The 17,690-nt window shown below is 70.5% G+C and carries 21 protein-coding genes; 6 read left to right on the top strand and 15 right to left on the bottom strand.

From position 1 onward, the window contains the following. Positions 1–193: 193 nt before the first annotated feature. The 4 genes from AB0J04_RS09585 to AB0J04_RS09600 form a co-directional block, all read right to left on the bottom strand. Positions 194–493 carry a chaplin gene (locus tag AB0J04_RS09585; protein WP_363167791.1) on the bottom strand — a complete coding sequence of 100 codons (300 nt, stop codon included), beginning with the start codon at positions 491–493 and terminating at the stop codon, positions 194–196. A 140-nt stretch (positions 494–633) separates the two neighbouring features. Then, entirely contained in the window at positions 634–930 is a 297-nt protein-coding gene (locus tag AB0J04_RS09590) for a phosphopantetheine-binding protein (RefSeq protein WP_363167792.1), read from the bottom strand. Next, positions 927–2,027: an HAD-IIIC family phosphatase gene (locus AB0J04_RS09595; protein WP_363167793.1), complete on the bottom strand. Its 1,101-nt coding sequence runs from the start codon at positions 2,025–2,027 to the stop codon at positions 927–929. Before AB0J04_RS09595 ends, AB0J04_RS09590 begins: the two co-directional genes overlap by 4 nt. Further along, positions 2,024–3,814 (bottom strand): GNAT family N-acetyltransferase, encoded by a 1,791-nt coding sequence (locus AB0J04_RS09600; RefSeq protein WP_363167794.1) that lies wholly within the window; start codon positions 3,812–3,814, stop codon positions 2,024–2,026. The genes AB0J04_RS09595 and AB0J04_RS09600 overlap by 4 nt, the downstream gene beginning before the upstream one ends. Positions 3,815–4,283: 469 nt before the next feature. On the opposite strand from AB0J04_RS09600, the gene AB0J04_RS09605 reads away from it, so the two are divergent. The 4 genes from AB0J04_RS09605 to AB0J04_RS09620 all read left to right on the top strand — a co-directional run bounded on the left by AB0J04_RS09605 (position 4,284) and on the right by AB0J04_RS09620 (position 7,777). Next, positions 4,284–4,664: an S-adenosylmethionine decarboxylase gene (locus AB0J04_RS09605; RefSeq protein ID WP_069773010.1), complete on the top strand. Its 381-nt coding sequence runs from the start codon at positions 4,284–4,286 to the stop codon at positions 4,662–4,664. Positions 4,665–4,727: 63 nt separating this feature from the next. Further along, positions 4,728–5,504, top strand: a complete 777-nt coding sequence (locus AB0J04_RS09610) for a 4'-phosphopantetheinyl transferase superfamily protein (RefSeq protein WP_363167795.1) — start codon at positions 4,728–4,730, stop codon at positions 5,502–5,504. Positions 5,505–5,905: 401 nt separating this feature from the next. After that, positions 5,906–7,024, top strand: coding sequence for an acyltransferase (locus tag AB0J04_RS09615; protein WP_363167796.1), 1,119 nt, complete (start codon positions 5,906–5,908; stop codon positions 7,022–7,024). A 525-nt stretch (positions 7,025–7,549) separates the two neighbouring features. Then, positions 7,550–7,777, top strand: a complete 228-nt coding sequence (locus AB0J04_RS09620) for a helix-turn-helix transcriptional regulator (protein ID WP_363167797.1) — start codon at positions 7,550–7,552, stop codon at positions 7,775–7,777. 84 nt (positions 7,778–7,861) lie between these two features. Here the strand turns inward: AB0J04_RS09620 and AB0J04_RS09625 are convergent, their stop codons facing one another. The 3 genes from AB0J04_RS09625 to AB0J04_RS09635 are packed head-to-tail and all read right to left on the bottom strand — an operon-like array spanning position 7,862 to position 8,576. Beyond that, a complete protein-coding gene (locus tag AB0J04_RS09625) occupies positions 7,862–8,017 on the bottom strand; it encodes a hypothetical protein (protein ID WP_363167798.1) in 156 nt (51 codons plus the stop codon). Further along, positions 8,014–8,361: a hypothetical protein gene (locus AB0J04_RS09630; RefSeq protein ID WP_363167799.1), complete on the bottom strand. Its 348-nt coding sequence runs from the start codon at positions 8,359–8,361 to the stop codon at positions 8,014–8,016. The genes AB0J04_RS09625 and AB0J04_RS09630 overlap by 4 nt, the downstream gene beginning before the upstream one ends. Beyond that, entirely contained in the window at positions 8,358–8,576 is a 219-nt protein-coding gene (locus tag AB0J04_RS09635; RefSeq protein WP_363167800.1) for a hypothetical protein, read from the bottom strand. The genes AB0J04_RS09630 and AB0J04_RS09635 overlap by 4 nt, the downstream gene beginning before the upstream one ends. Before the next feature lie 174 nt (positions 8,577–8,750). Here AB0J04_RS09635 and AB0J04_RS09640 point away from each other — a divergent pair, with 174 nt between their 5' ends. Next, positions 8,751–9,506 carry a DUF6879 family protein gene (locus AB0J04_RS09640; RefSeq protein WP_363167801.1) on the top strand — a complete coding sequence of 252 codons (756 nt, stop codon included), beginning with the start codon at positions 8,751–8,753 and terminating at the stop codon, positions 9,504–9,506. Positions 9,507–9,522: 16 nt separating this feature from the next. Continuing rightward, positions 9,523–10,377, top strand: coding sequence for a helix-turn-helix transcriptional regulator (locus tag AB0J04_RS09645; RefSeq protein WP_363167802.1), 855 nt, complete (start codon positions 9,523–9,525; stop codon positions 10,375–10,377). Between the two features lie 983 nt (positions 10,378–11,360). Here the strand turns inward: AB0J04_RS09645 and AB0J04_RS09650 are convergent. From AB0J04_RS09650 to AB0J04_RS09685, 8 genes are all read right to left on the bottom strand, one after another. Beyond that, positions 11,361–11,630, bottom strand: a complete 270-nt coding sequence (locus AB0J04_RS09650) for a hypothetical protein (RefSeq protein ID WP_363167803.1) — start codon at positions 11,628–11,630, stop codon at positions 11,361–11,363. Between the two features lie 32 nt (positions 11,631–11,662). After that, entirely contained in the window at positions 11,663–11,893 is a 231-nt protein-coding gene (locus AB0J04_RS09655; protein ID WP_363167804.1) for a holin, read from the bottom strand. 81 nt (positions 11,894–11,974) lie between these two features. Next, the gene (locus tag AB0J04_RS09660) at positions 11,975–12,223 is read right to left on the bottom strand and encodes a hypothetical protein (RefSeq protein ID WP_363167805.1); all 249 of its coding nucleotides are present in this window, start codon (positions 12,221–12,223) and stop codon (positions 11,975–11,977) included. A gap of 56 nt (positions 12,224–12,279) precedes the next feature. Beyond that, the gene (locus AB0J04_RS09665) at positions 12,280–13,119 is read right to left on the bottom strand and encodes a hypothetical protein (RefSeq protein WP_363167806.1); all 840 of its coding nucleotides are present in this window, start codon (positions 13,117–13,119) and stop codon (positions 12,280–12,282) included. Between the two features lie 66 nt (positions 13,120–13,185). Next, positions 13,186–13,947 (bottom strand): PIG-L family deacetylase, encoded by a 762-nt coding sequence (locus AB0J04_RS09670; RefSeq protein WP_363167807.1) that lies wholly within the window; start codon positions 13,945–13,947, stop codon positions 13,186–13,188. 62 nt (positions 13,948–14,009) lie between these two features. Then, positions 14,010–14,504, bottom strand: coding sequence for a hypothetical protein (locus AB0J04_RS09675; protein WP_363167808.1), 495 nt, complete (start codon positions 14,502–14,504; stop codon positions 14,010–14,012). Next, on the bottom strand, positions 14,501–15,013 hold the full coding sequence (locus tag AB0J04_RS09680; RefSeq protein ID WP_363167809.1) for a hypothetical protein: 513 nt from the start codon (positions 15,011–15,013) through the stop codon (positions 14,501–14,503). The genes AB0J04_RS09675 and AB0J04_RS09680 overlap by 4 nt, the downstream gene beginning before the upstream one ends. Positions 15,014–15,021: 8 nt before the next feature. Then, positions 15,022–17,490 carry a LamG-like jellyroll fold domain-containing protein gene (locus AB0J04_RS09685; protein ID WP_363167810.1) on the bottom strand — a complete coding sequence of 823 codons (2,469 nt, stop codon included), beginning with the start codon at positions 17,488–17,490 and terminating at the stop codon, positions 15,022–15,024. Positions 17,491–17,690: the final 200 nt, after the last annotated feature.

A 17,690-nucleotide genomic window follows, 5' to 3' on the forward strand; every position in this document is an offset into this window, starting at 1 on the left:
TAGCTCCGCTACGAGGACTCTCGCCCGGCACACCGAGAGCACGCACCGAACGCCGCTCCTTCTCCCACGGAGATCCATCAGAAGCCCCCTAGACCCGTCCGGGACACGGGAGAGCCCCGGCGCTCGAGGTGCCGGGGCTCTCCTGGTGGTGCGGGTCGTGCTGGTGGTGCTGGTGGTGCGTGGGGAAGTCGGCTCAGCCGCCGTAGCCGCCGCCGTGCTTGTCGTCGTGCTTGTCGCCACCCTTGTGGTGGTCGCTGACGTTGGCGCAGGTGTTGCCGAAGGCCGGGTTCAGCAGGCCGGCGGCGTCGATGGTGTTGCCGCAGACGTTCACCGGAGCGTGCACGGGAACCTGGATGACGTTGCCCGACAGGACACCGGGCGAGCCCACGGCCGCACCCTGCGCACCCGCGTCCGCCATGGCCAGGCCGGCTCCGCTGACCACCACGGCGCTGGTGCCGAGGGCGACAGCGGCCACCTTAGCGATGCGAGACATCACGTTCTCCTTAGTGACTCGGTTCATGCGGCGGCAGGGGGCGCCGTCGCACTCCCCGTTCAACGCCGCCGCCCCGCACGGGTCACGGCACGTCCGTACGGATCACCCTTTTTGAACAGGAGGGACGTACAGACGGGTGGCTAGTGCGGCTGGAGGTGTGTCGCGACGAAGTCGGACAGCGTGGCGATCGACTGCAGGCTGTCCAGGCTCAGGTCCAGCGTGGCCACGTCGACGCCGAAGCGGTCGTCGATCGTGCCCAGGAGGGTCACGCCGGCCAGCGAGGTGAGGCCGATCCGCGGGCCGAACAGGTCGGTGTCGGCGGGGAGTTCCGCGACGAAGGCCTCGTCCAGGCGGGCGGCCTCGGCGATCATCGAACGGATTTCCCGTTCCACCGCGACCCGGTCCTGGGCGCCTTGGGCGCCTTGGGTGTCCGTCATGCCTGGGCGTCCTCTCGGTCGGATACGTGCAGCCATGCGGGCGGCGCGGGCAGGTCGCCGTGCAGCGCCCGGCCCAGGACCGCGGAGTCCGCGGCGGTTGCGGTTGCGGTGGCGGTCGCTGTGGCCGTGTCGGCGTCGTCCGTGCGGCGCAGGCCCGCCTGGCGGAGCAGGATGCGCATCTCCAGGTTGGCGTCGGTCGGGCGCAGCGTCACCCGGAACTCCTCGGCGCCGGTCTCCCGGGCCCGCTCCATCAGCCGGAACAGGAAGGCCGCCGCCGCGCCCCGGCCGGCGACCCGGCAGGAGAGGGCGAGCAGCGGGACGGACCAGGCGGCGGGAGCGGTGCGGTCGACGAGCGCGGCGCCGATGACGCCGTACTCGCCGAACCGGTCCGCCATCCGGGCGGTGTACACCTCGTGTCCCTGCGTGGCGGCCAGCTCGCGCAGCCGGTCGGGGGTGAGGCCGGAGGAGTTGAGGCGGTGGGTGCGGGCGGCGAGCTCCAGCGCGCGGGGGATCTCCTCGGGCGTGGCCGCGCCGACGACGAGGCGCATGTCGCACCAGCGCAGGAACTCCTCGCGCGAGCCCTCGAAGCGTTCGCCCTCGGCCCGGCGGGTCTCCTCGGTGCGGTAGCGGCGCACGCGCTCACGGGACTCGGGGGTGACCTCCCGGCCCTCGAACGCGGCCAGCAGGTCCGGTACGTCGGCCGGGTCGAGGGTGCGGACGCCCGGCAGCAGCGCCTCGACCTCGGCGCGCTCGTACGGGGAGTCGTCGACCAGGAGCAGGGCTTCCACGGCGATGCCGAGGTCCTTGGCGATCCTGCGCAGCGACTCGCTCTTGTCCTGCCAGGACACTTGCGGGGCGAGGAAACGCTCGCGCACGTCGGGACGGCCGGCGGTCAGCCGGTCCAGGACGGCGGGCGCGCTGCGGCTCGCGATGCCGGCGAGCACGCCGTGCGCCGCCAGTGCGTCGATCGCGGCGAGCATCTCCGGGCGGGGGGTGGGGAGTTCGTCGGTGGGGGTCTCCACGGCGACGTCGTCCCACAGGGTGCCGTCCAGATCCCAGACGACGCACTTGACGCCCTCGGCGTCGAAGACCGTCATCGGTCCTCCTCGGGCAGGAAGAGCTTCATCGACAGGCTGGTCGGGTCGAAGCCGAACTTGCGGTACACCGTGCGCATCGGGACGTTGCCCACATGCACTCGGCCGACGACCTCCGTGATCCCGTTCGCCAGGCAGAACTCCAGGCCGGCGGTGAGGAGGAGTTCGGCGACGTCGCTGCGGTTGTCCACCGGGGACACCGCCAGGGAGCGGAAGTTGGCGTAGCGGTCGCCGGTCATCGCGTTCTGGTTGATGCTCACCCAGCACCAGCCCACGGGCTCCTCGCCCGGGCCGTGGGCGACGATCATGCCCTCCTTCGACTTCTCCATCGCCCTGCCGAGGCGCGCCGCCCAGCGGTCCGGATCGTCGATGGCGTCCTCGCCGAAGGAGACCCGGGCGATCTCGGCCTCGAACCTGCCGATGGCCGGCAGATCACGCTCGTCCGCCTGACGGGTGACGTACGGTCGCGCCCGCTCGGCGAGGGCGGCGCGGTCGGCGTCGGCGGGGCGCTGCCAGCCGTGCGTGCGTGGGGCCGCAGACGCGGCGGGGGCGGGGGCCTGCTGGGCGGGAGCGGGAGCGGGAGCGGGAGCGGGGGTGGGGGCGGAGGCCGGGGGCTGCTCGGTCGGGGTCGGCGGCGTCGGTTCCTCCGCCGCGACCAGGCGGCCCGGGCGGAACGGGCCCTTGCCGCAGGTGGGGCAGCCGTCCTCGCGCAGGGCGGCGACCGAGGTCCAGCGGGCGCCGGGGCCGACGCGGACCCGCGCGTCGCACGCCACGCACGTGTACTCGCGCTGCCGGGTCCGCTTGTCGCCCGTGTAGAGGGGACCGCTGAACTCGCCCTGGTGGGAGGGGGCGGTCGAGGTGGTGGTGAGGAGGTGCTGGAAGAAGCCGACCCCGCCGAGGATGCCGCTGCCCTCGTACTCGTTGAAGTTGCGGATGTAGCCGTTGGTGACCAGGCCGAGGCCCATGATCTCCCGCTGGACCTCCAGCATCTCGTCCGGGCTCTTGCCGCCGAAGGAGAAGAAGACGCTGTGCGCGGGACCGGACCGCAGCCCTTCCACGGCACGGGAGAGGAACAGCCGGGCGCCCTCGGGGGTGTACGGCGGGTCGGTCATGGCCACGTCGTGCTGCCCGTGGAGCTCGGCGGGCAGCGGCAGGCGCAGATCGTGCTGGACGGTCTCGACGCGGGTGCCGAGTCCGGCCGACGCCTTCTGGATGTAGTCGAGGATCTCCGGGGAGATGTCCACGACCGTGACCCGCTCGACGATCGGCCCGCCGAGGACGTCGCCCACCACGGCGACGGCGAGGGAGACGAGGTCGTCGTCGCCGATCAGCAGCAGTGAGCCGCCCGGCAGCGCGCCCGCGGTGAGCAGCGCGAGCACCCGGCGCACCTTGGTCTCGGCCGTGCAGTGCGACTGGTCGATGGCCATGTCGGCGGCGGGTCCCGACTCCATGAGCGCGCGCAGCCGCCGCACGGCCTCGTCCAGCACGTCGGGAATGACCAGCTCACGCCCGTCGCAGGTGTCGCAGGTCGCGTCCAGGGAGAGATCCATGCCGAGCTCGGCGACGAGGTCCGAGCCGGCCTCGGTCAGCCGGGACGGACGCTCCTTGGTGACGAGTCCCCGGCGGCGCAGTTCGTTCCCCAGGGCCGCCACGATCGGCACGGGCAGGCCGGTCGCACGGCTGAGGTCCTTCGTGGAGGCCGGGGCCAGCCGGCGCAGGGCGCGCAGGACGGACCGCACTCCGGGCGGACCCTCCTGGAGCCGGACGGCGTCCGCGACTTCCGTGAGCACAGAATCGGCGGTGGTACTCCGAGGGTGCCGACGCGCGTTCGTCACAATGCTGCTCCAGGCAAGCTGATTGGTGGATTCGGGGACTATCGAGTATACGGGCTGTCCGACAGTCGACCGGACCCGCTCCGGAGATGCGAAAACGGCAGTGAATCCGATTGCGCGGCCGATATGTCGAAAAAAGCCCGCGATGTTTTGTGCGGTGTTTTGTGCGGTGTTTCCGGAGACGGTTTCGAGAAGGTTCAGAAAAGTAATTGCGAAACGGCCGAGGTGGGTTTTCGGCCAAATCCATCGGACACCCCCTGTCCCCCTTGACGCAGTGCGCGCGCGAGCCCTAGAGCGCCCCGGATGCTACGCTGGGCACCATCGAGGGCCGTTTACCGGCCTCGCAACCTTCCCCTTCGGCCGCGCGGACCAGCGCAGACCTATGTGAAAGGAGACGGGGGCAGCGGTTCGTCACCCCCGGTTCCCCATGACCAACTCCGCCAGCCTCGCCACCGAGGGCATAAACGTCGACGATCTGTGCTCTTATGCCGTCGATGTATGGGTGAGCGACCACAGCATCCTGACCGACGAGGAGCGCCTTCTCCAGGTGCTGCGCACGGCCGCCGAAAAGGGAAACGCCACGGTACTCGGTGAGGCGTCGCACGTTTTCCCGAACGGCGCCGTCACCGCGATTCTCCTGCTTTCCGCTTCGCATCTGAGCATTCACACCTGGCCCGAATTCAGCCTGGCCAACGTCGATCTGCTCGCCTACGGCCGGCTGAACGGCGAGCGGATGATGCAGAGCGTCGAGCTCGGTCTTTCGCCGACGCGGATCAACGTGACGCGCATGCTGCGCGCGGTTCACTAGCCGTCTTTGAAACCGCTTGCCGGTCGGCGTCGTGTTTTCCGCACAGGTAGGTGCCGGTAACAGGTGCAGATACGGGAGCACTCACAGGTGCAGGTCTCGTGGGCACGCCTCGGCGATGCCCACGAGGGCCTGCTGAACCTGCTGGACCCCGTGGAGCGGGGCCGCCACGACGCGACCGTCGACCCGGCCAACCGGGCCCGCTTCCTGGTCGGTTGCGCCCTCAGCCGTCTGCTGCTGGGCGAACTTCTCGAGGTGTCCCCGGCCGAGGTGCCGCTGCGGCGCGCGTGCCCACGCTGCGGCGGACCGCACGGGAAGGTCCGGCTGGACGTGCGGGATCCACCGGATGAGCCTCCGCCGTTCGACTTCTCCGTCACCCACAGCGGTGCGATCGTCGGCGTGGCCGTGTGCCGGGGCGGCGAGGGCGCCCGGGTCGGCCTGGACGTCGAGGACGCCGACGGGTTCGTCGACGTCGAGAACGCGGCGCGGACGGCTCTCTCCGGCACCGAACTGGCCGCTCTCCACATCCTCGCCCCTGCCCGGCGGCAGGCTGCCTTTCTGCGCGTCTGGACCAGGAAGGAAGCGGTACTGAAGGCCCTCGGCGTGGGTCTGAGCGTCCCGCCGAGCGGGCTGGAGGTGTCGGCGCCCGAGGTGCCGCCGGCCGTCCTGTCCTGGCCGGACCGACTGGCCGCCCCGCCCGGACTGGCCCTGGCCGACATGGTCGTCGACGGAGTGCATCCGGCGGCGGTGGCGGCGACCGGAATGGGCCCGGGCGCGATACGGGTCGTGCAGCGCGACGCGTCGCCGCTGGTGGCCGGACACGGCCGTCGAGGGCGTGCGTAGCCGCCTCCCGGGCCCGCAAGGGCCGAGAACCGGCCAGATTTTCGTTCCGTGCAATCACCTGCGATCACTCGTGCGATCACCGGCGCAAAGCCCTTACAAACCCGGCACACTGTGGGGCGCTGCCGGCGGTGGTCGTGTGTGAGGGTGGGCGGAATGCGCTGTCGGCCGCCTGCCGGTGCGCCGTTCGTGCGCCGGCGGTGCGCTGTTCGTGAGGCTTGTCGGGTTCGACCAGCCCCCGGCGGACCGTGCACAGAAATAGCACAGGCCCCTACAACCTCTCGGCCGGTCGGAGGGTCCAGCACTCGACACAAAGGCCAGGGAGGGAGCCGACGTATGCGGTGCAGGGTGGGACGTCAGGTTTTTGAGCATGGATCACGGGCGATGTGGGAGTTCTCTTGCTCGTGAAGGATTCACCGACGCTGACCCTGCCGCGCGTACGCCCCACGCCGACGCCCACCGTGGTGCATCGGCGCGGCGGCCGGATAGCGGCACTGGACGGCATGCGGCTGCTGGCGGCGCTGATGGTGGTGGCGTACCACTACATGGCGCTCTACGGAGGCTGGCCGACCCACGGGGCGACGCTGTTTCCCGCCGCGTTCCCCTACACCGCCTACGGCTGGCTGGGCGTGCCGTTGTTCTTCCTGATCAGCGGCTTCGTCATCTGTATGAGCTGCTGGGGCAGGTCCCTGGAGTCGTTCTTCGTCTCCCGGGTGGTCCGGCTGTATCCCGCGTACTGGTTCGCCGTCCTGGCCACCACCGTTGTGGTGATGCTCGTGCCGGGCGGTCGTAATCCGCTGCCCGTGGCCGACGTGGTGACCAACCTGACGATGCTTCAGGAGCCGCTCGGAGTCGGCAAGGTCGACGGGGTGTACTGGACGCTCTACGCCGAACTGCGCTTCTACCTTCTGTTCGCGGTGATGGCGTGGTGGGGCCTGACATACCGTCGCGTGCTGGTCTTCTGCTGTGTCTGGGCCGCGGCGGGCATGCTCCTGGCGAAGTCCCAAGGGTCGTTGCTCTACGGGCTGCTCATGCCGAACTACTGCTGGTACTTCATCGCCGGAATGGCCTTCTTCCTGATCTACCGTTTCGGGCCGAACCTGTTGCTCATCGGGGTGGTGCTGCTGTGCTTCGGGGCATCTCTGCCCTTCGCCCATGACACCTGGAGCGGAACCCTCGGTTACTTCGAGTACAGCATCAAGTTCTGGCCGGTCGTCGCCGTACTCGCCGTCTGTTTCGGGGCGATGGCCCTGGTGGCGACCGGCAGGCTGAACTGGATGCAGTGGCGCTGGCTGCCCTACGCGGGGGCGGTCACCTATCCGCTCTATCTCATGCACCAGTACATGGGCTGGGAGCTGATCAGGGCGCTGGGGGACCGGCTGTCGCCGTACCAGGTGCTCGCGGTGGTGCTCGGCGGCATGCTGGTGGCCTCGTGGCTGGTGCACCGGCTGATCGAACGTCCGGTGAGCCGCCTGCTGCGCCGCCGGCTCTCCACCGCACTGTTCCGCCCGGAACCCCGCTGAGCCGTCTCCGGCGGCGACAACCGGACAGCCTCGGACCCTCCCCCCGATCATCGATCACCGACTGTCGGGGGGAAGGTCCGGGGCTTCGCCGTGTCGAGTGAAATACACGCTGACCAGCAAAAAGCCCTCCCGAAGGGAGGGCGGAGACTTGCGCCCCCGGCAGGACTCGAACCTGCGGCCAAGCGCTTAGAAGGTGTACGGGCCTGAGCGCTGTGCTAACCAGGCGTTTTCCCTGGTCGCCGTTCACCGAATTAAAGGTAGGCGCTTGGCCTATGCAGGGCCCTGATTGGCGGGGAATCGATCCCCGAAACGAGGACCGCCCCGGACCCCACTGTAGGAGGTCCGGGGCGGCTGGGCGCACAGCTCCGTCATCTGGACGGACGGTACCTCGCGCGAGGGTCCGACTGCGCGCCCGTCACACGCAATCCCGAGCGGTACCCCGTCAACCTGCCCTGAGACTGCAAGATCACACAATGCTTCACTTCTGGTGCTGACAGAAGATCGTTGGCACCTCAGGTTGGACGGGTGCCCGACGATCAGCCCGAATGGGAGCGCCTCGCCTGCCAAGATCAGGGCGACCGCATCCGCCAGGCGCGCGAGCACGCTAACTTGACTCAGGAGAAACTCGCCGAGAAGGCAGACCTGGGACGGTCGACCATCCAGCGCATCGAGGCCGGCGCCGGCATCAAGTACACGCACCTGATCCGCATCGGGCGTGCCCTCGACGTTCCCCTCTCCGACTTCGTGCGGTGAGCGGCCGCCCCCGACGGGGGCGGGGACGGCCGCCGTCTGACCCGGTGCCGGCGGTACTGCTCGCCGTCGCCGGCACCGGGAGTTTCACCAGCTGACGGACGGGGTGTACGGGTCCAGGTGCTCACCGCTGTGCCCCGTCGGCTGCGCGCAGCGCGCGCCTGTGCTCTCGTGCAGTGCCCAGCAGTAGCCGTGCCCGTTCGGCACCCGCGGCAGCGGCTCCGTCTGCTCCTTCTCACTCATTTCTCCTCCTCCTGCGCCAGGCGGCGGAGGGCCTGGCCGTCCGGGCAGTAGGCGCGTGACCGGCCCGAGCAGCGCGGGCAGTTGACGGCGTGTATGCCGAGGACGCGGTGCGCCTGGGCCCGGGTGCAGGAATCGCAGGCTCGGGGAAACCATGGGCCGTAGACGCCCATGTAGCTGCCCTGGCGGCGGCCGAGATCGAACGCGGCGGCGGTGAGGTGCTCGTCGCACCACACGCAGTGCGCCCCCCGAACCTGCTCCGGGGTCAGGCCGTTCTGCCGCGGCACCGGCAGGACGGTCACGATGCCTACGTCGGGCGGGCCCTCGGTCTGATTGGCGCTGCTCATACGGCGGGCTCCCCTCGGTGAAGTGCGTGTGCGAGCCGCATGGCCACGTCCGCTCGTACGCGGCCGAGGTCCACGAGGCGCAGAGCAGGTGTCGCAGGCTCGACCCTGAGCGACGGCAGCACGATCCCGGCCTGATCGAGCGCGGCACGGAGGGACTCCACTGCGTCGAAGGCGTCGATGTCGAATGCGTCCTGTGGTGCGGGGGGTGTGGCCATATCAGGACGTTACGAGCGGCCGGGCGGCGGGCACCATGGGAGTTGCGCGAAGTTGCACGCCTGTCTCGTCGAGTTGCACGAGGTTGCGGAGATGGCCTGCGCGAACCACCGCCAGACGGCTCGCGACTCATAGACCCTGAGGTCCCCACCAGCACGGCGAAGGGATACACCACCATGGCACGTCGACTGCGCTTCAACGGCACGGGCAGCGGGGTCAACGGATGCCCATCCGTCCACGAGGACTTGGACACCGGGGACGTCGTGGTCCACGGCCCGGTCCTCACCGATCCGGAGGACGTCGCGCAGCTGCGCCACCTCGGCGAGGACGAGGTACCGATCGTGGTACCGCGTAGCCTGCTCGTCGACTTCGGCCCGAAGGAGACTGACCGCGTGCCCGACATCATCAGCCTCGACGAGTTCGACGGCCTCTTCACCCGCTTCGAGCACACCGCTTTCCGGCTGGAGACCCGCCGCCGGTACGCCTCCGATGAAGTCACCGACACCTACCGCCAGTTCGCCCGCGGGGAGCGCGTGAACTGGGACGGCGTCGATGCGGCGTGGTGCGAGGAGCGGCAGCAGCAGGCCATGCTCGGCAAGCGGTTCGAGCGAGTGCGCGTGGTCGACGACCCGCCCACGCCCGGGCAGCTGTACCTCCTCGAGAACGCGGTCCGTAACAGCGCCGTGGGCGAGAGCATCTCCAGCCTCGGCCGGGCGGACGCCGAAAGGGTGGGCCTGCCCGCCGAGGACTTCTGGATCTTTGACTCCCGGCTGGTCGCGCTGCTCAACTTCGCCGACGGCGACAACCTCGTCGACGTCGAGCTGATCAGGGAGCCGGCCGCCGTGCTGCGGTACGCCATGGCCCGCGACGCGGCCATGCACTACGCCGTACCGTTCGAGCAGTTCGTGGCGCGGCTGGCCACACGAGAGTAGGCAGGGGCGCGCACCGGTGAGCACGGACTACCAGCAGGCAAGAGAGGCCCTCGGAGTACGGCTGCGCGAACTCCGCCTCTCAGCCCCTGGCGGCCGGCTCACCGGTGCCCAGCTCGCCGACCAGCAGGGCTGGCACAAGTCGAAGGTCAGCCGTCTCGAGAACGGGCGGACGACACCGACGCCCGACGACCTTCGCGCGTGGGCGGACGCCACCGGGCAGCCCGAGGCGTACGACGAACTCCTGGCCCGCCTCCGCGGGTTTGAATCCCACATCCGCTCATGGCGCCGACAGCTGTCCTCCGGCCACCGGCCCGTCCAGGACACCCACCTCACCGCCCACAGCGACGCGTCCCTCTTCCGTGGGTGGGAGACCTCAATGGTCTTCGGCATCCTCCAGACCGCGGACTACGCCCGGCACATCTTCACCCGGTACGCCGAACTCCAGCGCACCCCGCGCGACACCGAGGACGCCGTCCGCTCCCGGCTCCAACGGCAGGCCGCGCTCTGGGACCCGACCAAGAAGTTCCACCTGCTGCTGTGGGAGCCCGCACTCCACACCCTGGTCTGCCCACCCGCAGTCCTCGCCGCGCAGCTGGACCGACTGGCCGGCACCATCGGCCTGGACACCGTTGAGCTGGGAATCATCCCGCTGTCTGCGTCGATGAAGATCCCCCCGTCCACCGCCTTCTGGGTCTACGACGACCGGCAGGTGATCGTGGAGAGCTGGCACGCCGAACTCTGGATCGACGACCAGGCCAGCGTCGACACCTACCTCCGCACCTGGCAGACCCTCCGCGAGTCCGCGGTGTACGGGAGTGACGCCCAGGCCGTGATCGCGCGGGCCCGCCGGGCCGTCCAGCCCAGGGCATGACGAAGCGCCTCCTCCCGCCCGAAGGCGAGAGGACGGTACGCAGTCCTGCGGGATCAATGGGTGGCCGCAGTACGGGCGGAGACAGCCACCGCCGCATAGCGGTACCCGGAGCACAGCAAAATGGCCCCCACCGCCGAAGCGGTGGGGGCCATCAGCCAGACCTCATGTCTCATCGCCAGCCGGCGCGGGAGGTTCCGCGGTGGGCTCGGGCGGCGGTTCCTCCCGGCCGAGAGCGACGAGGCTGCCGACATCGGCAGCGCCATCCTGGCGGCGCGGCTCGACAGGCTGAGGGGTGGGCAACGACATGCGCTCTCCTTACACGTACTGCCGACGCTGCGGATCCAGCCCAGCGGCCAGCGAACTGGTCCCATCGCCGGGCTGCGGGTCAGGGCCGGGGCTGGGCGCGGCATCCTTCCGGCAGACCAGAGCGTCGGGATCCCAGGCCGGTGCCTGCAGGCTGTAGTCGGCGGGACAGTCGGGGCCGGCCGCACCCTGCTCACCGCGGGGCCCTTGCTCACCCTGCGGACCCTGCTCACCCTGAGGGCCCGACGCTCCCGCAGGACCCTGTGGTCCCGCCGGCCCGCTCGGACCCTGCACCCCGTCCGCCCCCGGGACGCCGGCGGTTCCATCGCTCCCGTCCGCCCCCGGGGATCCCGACGGCCCCGGCTCGCCAGGAGCACCTGTCTCCCCCTGCTCACCACGGGGCCCCGGAATGGACACGGGGACACGGGTCCGGTCGTCCAGATCCTTCACGGCCTGGCTCGGGTCCGGCGCCTTCGGCGTCTCACCGGCAGCCTTCACCTGCTCCCGCAAGATCCGCACGTCGGAGGCGAGGGTACCGACGGCCACGCCCCGACGGTCCGCCTCGTCGGCCAGCTGGCTGTACCAGGACCATCCGATGACGGTCGCGCCGGACAGCGCGAGGAGCCAGCAGAAGACGGCGATCCACCGCCAGTGCCCGGCAAGGGCCCGTTCTGCACGGGTCACGACGGATCGCCTCCCAGTTCGACGACTTTGACACGGAGGCGCGCGAGCTCCACCTGATCGGTCAGGCGCTGCTCGAGCAGCCCGGCTATCCGGGCGTCCTTCTCGGCGACCTGCGTGCGCAGACCGTCGCGTTCCTCCTGGACCTGGTCCATCTCGGCGTTCCAGCGGACGGTCGCGTTCTCGCCCCGCTTGCCGAGGTACGCCACCACCGAGCCGGACAGCACCCCGACGAGTGCCAGGACTGCGCCGAGGGTGGTGGCGTCCAAGGCGGCTCCTTACAGGTCGTGCGATCAGACAGTCAGGAACCGCTGCCCGTGCCCAGGCGCGGCGTGTGCTTGGCCGCCCAGCCGGACACGAACGTGATCGCGGCGGGGACCAGGGCCAGGACGAACGGGGCCAGCGCGGACGGCATCCAGCCCACGAGCTCGGCGTGATCCGGCACGGCCTCGAGCGAGGCGAGCAGCCCCGTGCTGCCGACATACGCTGCGGCGGTCGCCGCGGTGACCTTCTTCTCTACGGGTGCAGACACAGAGATTTCCTCTCATCGGTGCAGGTCAAGGAAGGTGTGAGATTCGCGGTAATGAAACAACCCGGAATCTCACAGGTGGAGTCAGGCGGGAATCCACGCCCCGTCGCGCACCCAGCCGTGGAGGCCGCAGCAGTTCCACAGCAGGGACGGCTCGAGGTGCAGGGGCTCGCGGGAGACGAGGGTGTGAGCGCCGGTGCTCGCGTCCACCCAGGAGCCGGAGACGGTGCGCTCCTCGGGGACGCCCGCGAGCGCGGCGCACCAGTGCCAGAAGATCGGGTTGGTCTCGTGATCGAGCCACCCGTAGTAGATCTCGTCGGTGAGCCGGGTCATGCCGGTCATCTCGAGGCCGGGCCAATCGGACGGCGGGGTGCCGCGGTCGCGGCCCATCAGGCGGTGACGGTGAAGCCGCGCTTGTCACCGAGGCGGGTGAGGGAAGCCTTGCCGGGGATGCCGTCGGCGTCCTTGCCGGTGTAGCCGTATCGGCGCTGCAGGGCCGCGTAGGCGTCGACGGTCAGCGACCCGAACGATCCGTCGTGGGCGTAGCCGTTGTTGGCGAGCAGGCCCTCTGCTGCGAGTGCCACCTCGACGACGTTGACCTCAGCCGGGTACGTCGTGCCGCCCTGCGGCAGTCCGGGGTCCCGACGCGCGGCGGCGGCGAGGTGGGCTGCCGAGACCGTGGGCCGCGTCGGCTTCGGGGCGGGGACGCTGGCCTTCGCGGTTCCGCCGAGGTCCGGGTCCGCGCTGACGGTCTCCTCGGCGAAGGCGGGTATCCCGTAGCCGTAGGGGCTGCCGGCGCCGCGGCGCGGACGGACGCGCAGATACACGCCGTCGCCCTGGTAGGAGCCGCCCGCGTTGGTGTTGCCCTCGACCGTGTAGATCGAGTCCGCGTCGTAGGCGTACACGACGCCGACGTGGTCCTGGCCGACGCTGCCCAGGTAGAAAGGGCCGCCCAGGACCGGGTAGTCGGTCCAGCGCTTGGCCTTCTTCCACCACTGCACGGCGGTGTAGCAGGAGGCGGTGATCGGCCACACGTCGCTGCCGCCGCTCTTGACGGCTCCCCAGGCGGTGAACGTGGCGCACCATGCCTGGCCTTGTGACCATTCCAGGCCGGGGGTCTCGGGGCTGAAGCGCTGGACGTTGTTCCAGTTGCCGTTCTTGTCGCGGCCCTCGTGGTACCCGGCTTGAGATCTCAGCAGGTTCACGAACGCGGCGCGGGACAGGGTCATCGGGCCTCCAGACATGACGAAAACCCCGGCCATCGGGCGCGGGGCGGGCGGGGTGGGACGGGCGGGTCAGGGCGTCTTGACGATCCATTCGCTTCGGCCGGCGCCGACCGCCGCGAAATCCGCGGGCACGCTGTGCTGGCCGATCGCGTACATCCCCTGCTCGGGCGCCCACGCGCCGAAGCACTTGGCGGAGGAGCGGGCCATGTGGAAGGCCTGCGCCTGGAGGGCGGCGGGCACCACGTACTCGACCGCGCCGGGGATCGTCGCGGCCTGCGAGGTGCGCACCACCCAGCGGCAGTCGGCGAACGTGCCCGGCTCGCTGAGCGCCAGGTTCCGCAGGGCCTGGCCGAGCGCGGCGTGCGTCGGATCCGTGTCCAGCCAGTGCATCGTGTAGTGCCCGGCCCCCGGGTAGAGGTCCTCGTAGCGGCGGATCAGCGCCTCCGCCTGCGCCACGGTGATCGCTGCCCCGCGGGTCCCCAGCTCGAGGTGCACGTTCGCGCGGCGGATCCCCAGCTGCGGGGCGGCGTGGAGGAGTTCACGATCCCGGCCGGCCGCGAAATCGTCCGGGCTCAGGGGCGCGGGTATGCCCTCACGGGCCGGGTAGTGGTAGCCGCCCCACCAGCCGTTGTCTGCCTCCCCGTTGAGGGCGGCACGGATGACGCTGGTGGAGCCGTCGGTGGCGGACACGAGGTGCGTGTCGCGGCCGGCCAACGCATGGTGTGCGGCGCCCTTCGGGAACCAGAGGGCGAGGTCGTCCTGGTGCGGCTCGTACCAGATCCACGGCCGGCCGGTCGGGGTCGCGGGTACGGGGTCTGTCGGGGTGGTCATGGCCCTCCTCGGGGCATGAAAAAAGCCCCGGGCGGGGGCTTCGCTGTCGGGCGTGCGGGCGGTCAGGTCGCGGTCTGGTAGGTGATGCCGGCGCGGATGATGTGGCCGTTGGCCATGGTCTCGGGCGCCACGCTGTTCCAGGTGACTGCCGACGCGTTGGACGTCGACGTGGGGAATGCGGCGTTCATGTCGGACACGGAGGCGCCGAGGATGAGGTGGCCGATCCAGGAGTTCGCCGCGACCAGGCGGGCGGTCCCGATGTAGTCCATCGAGGCGGCCGACGTGAACGGCACTCCGAGCCGGTAGACGCCGGAGCCGTAGGTGGTGGTCGAGCCCATCGTCAGTTTGAGCGCGACGTGGCAGGTCAGGCCGACCTTCATGTAGCGGCCGATGATCGTCCCGTTGTTCAGGACGGGGTTGGTCGTCGCCGCGGTCCACGTCGGGGTGTACGACGTCCAGGCGGCGAGGATGGAGCTGAACTGGTCGCGGATCTCCTGGTTCAGCAGGGCCGCGCTGACGACCTCGCCGACGACCCAGGTTCTCGGGGCGAAGGTCATGCCTCACCCTCCTGGATCAGGGGCGCAAGCGACCGGCGGGCGGGGCCCGCCAGCAGGCCGGCCGCGGCTGCGGTCTCTGCGGCCAGGCTGTCCATGTCCGGGTCCGAGGAGTCGGCCGGCCGGGTCCAGGACGGATCGTCGGGGTGCCACCAGTTCCGCTCGTGCGGGAGCTCGTCGGCGACTGCGGCTTCCGCGGCAGCGGGGTCCTCGGGGAAGACGAGCCGGATCCAGCCCAGGCCGCACTCCGTGCACGCCATCCGGGGGTCTGCCGGGGTGACGACCTGCGCCGATCCGCACAGGCAGTCCGCCACCCACCGGCCGTGGTTGATCCGGGCGTAGGCATGCTGGCCGATGACGAACCCGTCAGGCGGGACGAGGCGGCGCTGCTGCCGCAGCTCGGCCCACCGCCAGACGCGCTCCGCCGCCGGCACCAGCGCCCAATCGTCCCGGGGGCTCCGGCCGGGTGGGGGCACGTAGTACGTCTCTGCCCTGGCCACGGTGATGGGCACGGCTGCTCCTAGTACGCGAGGCGGGTGGTGGTCCCGAGGACGGAGTAGGTGGGGTCGTCGAGGACCCACACGGTGTCGGTGCTGGTGGCCGACGTGTGGAACTGGATCCGGTGCGAGGCCTGCTTGATCGTCTCGGCGTAGCCCTCGACGGTGCAGCGGATCGACGACGCCGGCGCCTGCGACGGCATGTTGTTCACCGAGAAGTAGCTCGAGATGTCGGCGTCGAGGATGTCCAGGTAGGCGGCCATCGTGTACGCCTCGATGGGCACCTCGCGCAGCTCGGTCTGCGGGTCGGCGTAGCGGGACACCCGCCAGTACGCGGCGTCCAAAACAGAGTTGTCGGTGGTCTTGAGGATGTTCAGGGCGCCGGGGTCGTAGGTCCCGAACGCTGCGATCGAGGACGGGGCGGTCACCCGCTGGGTGGCCCCGTCCGGCCTCGATGCCTCGATGCTGTTGACCAGTTTCTGGTCGTCGAGGGCCAGCTCGACGTCGCCCGTCTCCAGGTCGGCGTAGTCGATCGTGAAGGTCTCGTTGGCGGGGTCGGGGTTGTAGCGCAGGTCGCGGGACTGGAAGGCGAGGCCGTAGTAGTCCCGCTCGGCGAACAGCCGCGCGGACTCGGTGGCTTCGACCTCCCGCATCCGTGCCATGACGGACGAGCCGCCCGGGCCCTGCGAGGCGATCGGGTCGAAGGTTCCGCCCCAGACCGTGACGCTGGAGAGTCCGGCGTATTTCGCCAGGCGCTCGATGCGGACGTCGGCGGCTTCGCCGGAGAACCCGGTGATGCCAGCCTCGTAGTGCGCGCTCGACAGAGCGCTGCCGACGTCGGTGTCCGCCAGCGTGATCGCCACGTGGGCGATCTGCCCGGCGAACAGCCTCGCTCCGCGGTAGCCGCCGACGTGCAGGGTACGCAGCGAGGACATGGCCGGCATGAGGGCCTGGACGGTCGAGGCGACGCCGTCGATGTACAGGCGTGGTGAGCCGAACTGCTCCTGGACGACGTGGTGCCAGTTGCCGTCGTTGAGGACCACCGCGCTGTTGTGGACGCTGAGGGCGCCGCCGCTGTCCGTGTACTCGACGGTGAGCTCGCCAGACGCACTCAGCGCGTAGACCATCTGGTGGTCCAGGCTCGGCTCGTACATGCCGAGGATCGCCCGCGATGTCGAGGTGCTCTTGAACCAGAACTCGACGTGCAGGTAGGCGCTGTTCATGGCGGCCTGGAAGCCGGGGCCGAGGTCGCCGGTGAGGTACTTGCCCGCGCTGGCGCTGGCCGGGGCGAAGGTCGCCGAGGTGTCGCCGGTCTCCGCCAGGCCGTCGCTGCCGAAGTCGAGGGCGCCGCCGCTGCTCACCTGCGTGAGGGCCAGGGCGCCGCATCCGCCGCCTGCGATGTCGCCGACCGAGGTGGCCCCGGTTGGCTCGGTGAGCGGGTAGTAGGCGGCCAGGGAGGTGGTGGCTCCGGGCACGGACGGGTGGAGGATCTCCTCGGCCAGCGCGCTTTTGAGCGTCGGCCAACGGTTGAGCCGTTTGAACAGGTCCGTACATGTGATCTTGGTCTGGGCGATCAGGCCCTTCCAGCTGACCGGGAACTCGTTGACGACTCCCCAGAAGCGGGGGCGGACGTCCGCGCCGACCAGGTCCCAATCGATGTAGCCGGTGGCGCCGCCGGTGCGCGTGGTCGGGAAATCCACGGCGTGTGTCTGGGAGGTGACCCAGGCCGGGGTGGCCAGGGTGCGCCGTACCGTCCAGCCGTAGCCGTCGCCCGAGGTCTCCCAGGTGACGGTGCCCCCCGACTCCCGCACCCGCAGCCATGCGTGGTCGATCGCCGAGTAGGTCAGGTTGACGGCCGCGCCGTCGGCGAACCCGGACTGCGACTGCGCGCTGATCACACCGGTGCCCGCGTCGTAGCGCCAGCCCAGGCGCGTGCCCGCCGTGGTCGAGGTGACCCACATGCTGGCCGCGCAGTTCGACGATCCGTTCAGCGCGGGCACGGCCGCCAACTTCGCGGTCAGCTTGCTGCCGGCGAGGTTCCACTGACGGGCCGACGTGAAGTTCGTGTCGACGCCGGGGACGAGCTGGATCCGCAGGCGGCCCTCGCCCGTCTCCGTGCCGGCCCCGCCGGTGTTCGTCGGCCACAGCGTCGTGTTGACGCGGCCGTCGTCGAAGTCATCGCCCAACATCGCGAGGGGGTAGGGCGCTGATCCGGACGTGGTGGGGATGACCGCCACGCTGATCCTGATCGGGGCGTTGGGCCGCACGAACGGCGAGTACGGCCCTGGGCTCCCCGGGGTGAACCGGCCGTCGCTGTCGTCCAGCCACAAGACGGCGGTGCCCGGCTGCGTGTCCGACAGCTCGTCGGACGCACCCCGGTTGATGACGACGCCCTGCTTGACCACGTCGACGAACGTGGTGATGTCCGTCCACGTGATCGTCCACGGGAGCTGGACCAGCCCGCCCCATCCGGCCTCGACGAGCAGCGGCACGAGACCCCCTCCTTCGTCAGTCGGGCCCCGGTCAGCCGAAGCCGTAGTCGGCCCCGCCGCGCCCGCGCTTGTACTTGTTCAGCACCTTCTCCAGCTGCCGCGCGGCCTCGTCGGGGTCGGTCGCGCCGTTGTCGGGGGTGTTGACCCGCAACCGCCCCCCCCCCCCCCCCCCCCCGACCACCCCCCCGCGGGGGCAGGCG

The organism is Streptomyces sp. NPDC050263, from assembly GCF_040655955.1.
Taxonomy (GTDB): Bacteria; Actinomycetota; Actinomycetes; order Streptomycetales; family Streptomycetaceae; genus Streptomyces.

What these genes read in the sequence shown, in the direction of transcription:
- AB0J04_RS09585 (WP_363167791.1), bottom strand. Translation starts at nt 493, where the DNA reads ATGTCTCGCATCGCTAAGGTGGCCGCTGTCGCCCTCGGCACCAGCGCC.
- AB0J04_RS09590 (WP_363167792.1), bottom strand. Translation starts at nt 930, where the DNA reads ATGACGGACACCCAAGGCGCCCAAGGCGCCCAGGACCGGGTCGCGGTG.
- AB0J04_RS09595 (WP_363167793.1), bottom strand. Translation starts at nt 2,027, where the DNA reads ATGACGGTCTTCGACGCCGAGGGCGTCAAGTGCGTCGTCTGGGATCTG.
- AB0J04_RS09605 (WP_069773010.1), top strand. Translation starts at nt 4,284, where the DNA reads ATGACCAACTCCGCCAGCCTCGCCACCGAGGGCATAAACGTCGACGAT.
- AB0J04_RS09625 (WP_363167798.1), bottom strand. Translation starts at nt 8,017, where the DNA reads ATGAGTGAGAAGGAGCAGACGGAGCCGCTGCCGCGGGTGCCGAACGGG.
- AB0J04_RS09630 (WP_363167799.1), bottom strand. Translation starts at nt 8,361, where the DNA reads ATGAGCAGCGCCAATCAGACCGAGGGCCCGCCCGACGTAGGCATCGTG.
- AB0J04_RS09635 (WP_363167800.1), bottom strand. Translation starts at nt 8,576, where the DNA reads ATGGCCACACCCCCCGCACCACAGGACGCATTCGACATCGACGCCTTC.
- AB0J04_RS09640 (WP_363167801.1), top strand. Translation starts at nt 8,751, where the DNA reads ATGGCACGTCGACTGCGCTTCAACGGCACGGGCAGCGGGGTCAACGGA.
- AB0J04_RS09660 (WP_363167805.1), bottom strand. Translation starts at nt 12,223, where the DNA reads ATGACCCGGCTCACCGACGAGATCTACTACGGGTGGCTCGATCACGAG.
- AB0J04_RS09665 (WP_363167806.1), bottom strand. Translation starts at nt 13,119, where the DNA reads ATGACCCTGTCCCGCGCCGCGTTCGTGAACCTGCTGAGATCTCAAGCC.
- AB0J04_RS09670 (WP_363167807.1), bottom strand. Translation starts at nt 13,947, where the DNA reads ATGACCACCCCGACAGACCCCGTACCCGCGACCCCGACCGGCCGGCCG.
- AB0J04_RS09675 (WP_363167808.1), bottom strand. Translation starts at nt 14,504, where the DNA reads ATGACCTTCGCCCCGAGAACCTGGGTCGTCGGCGAGGTCGTCAGCGCG.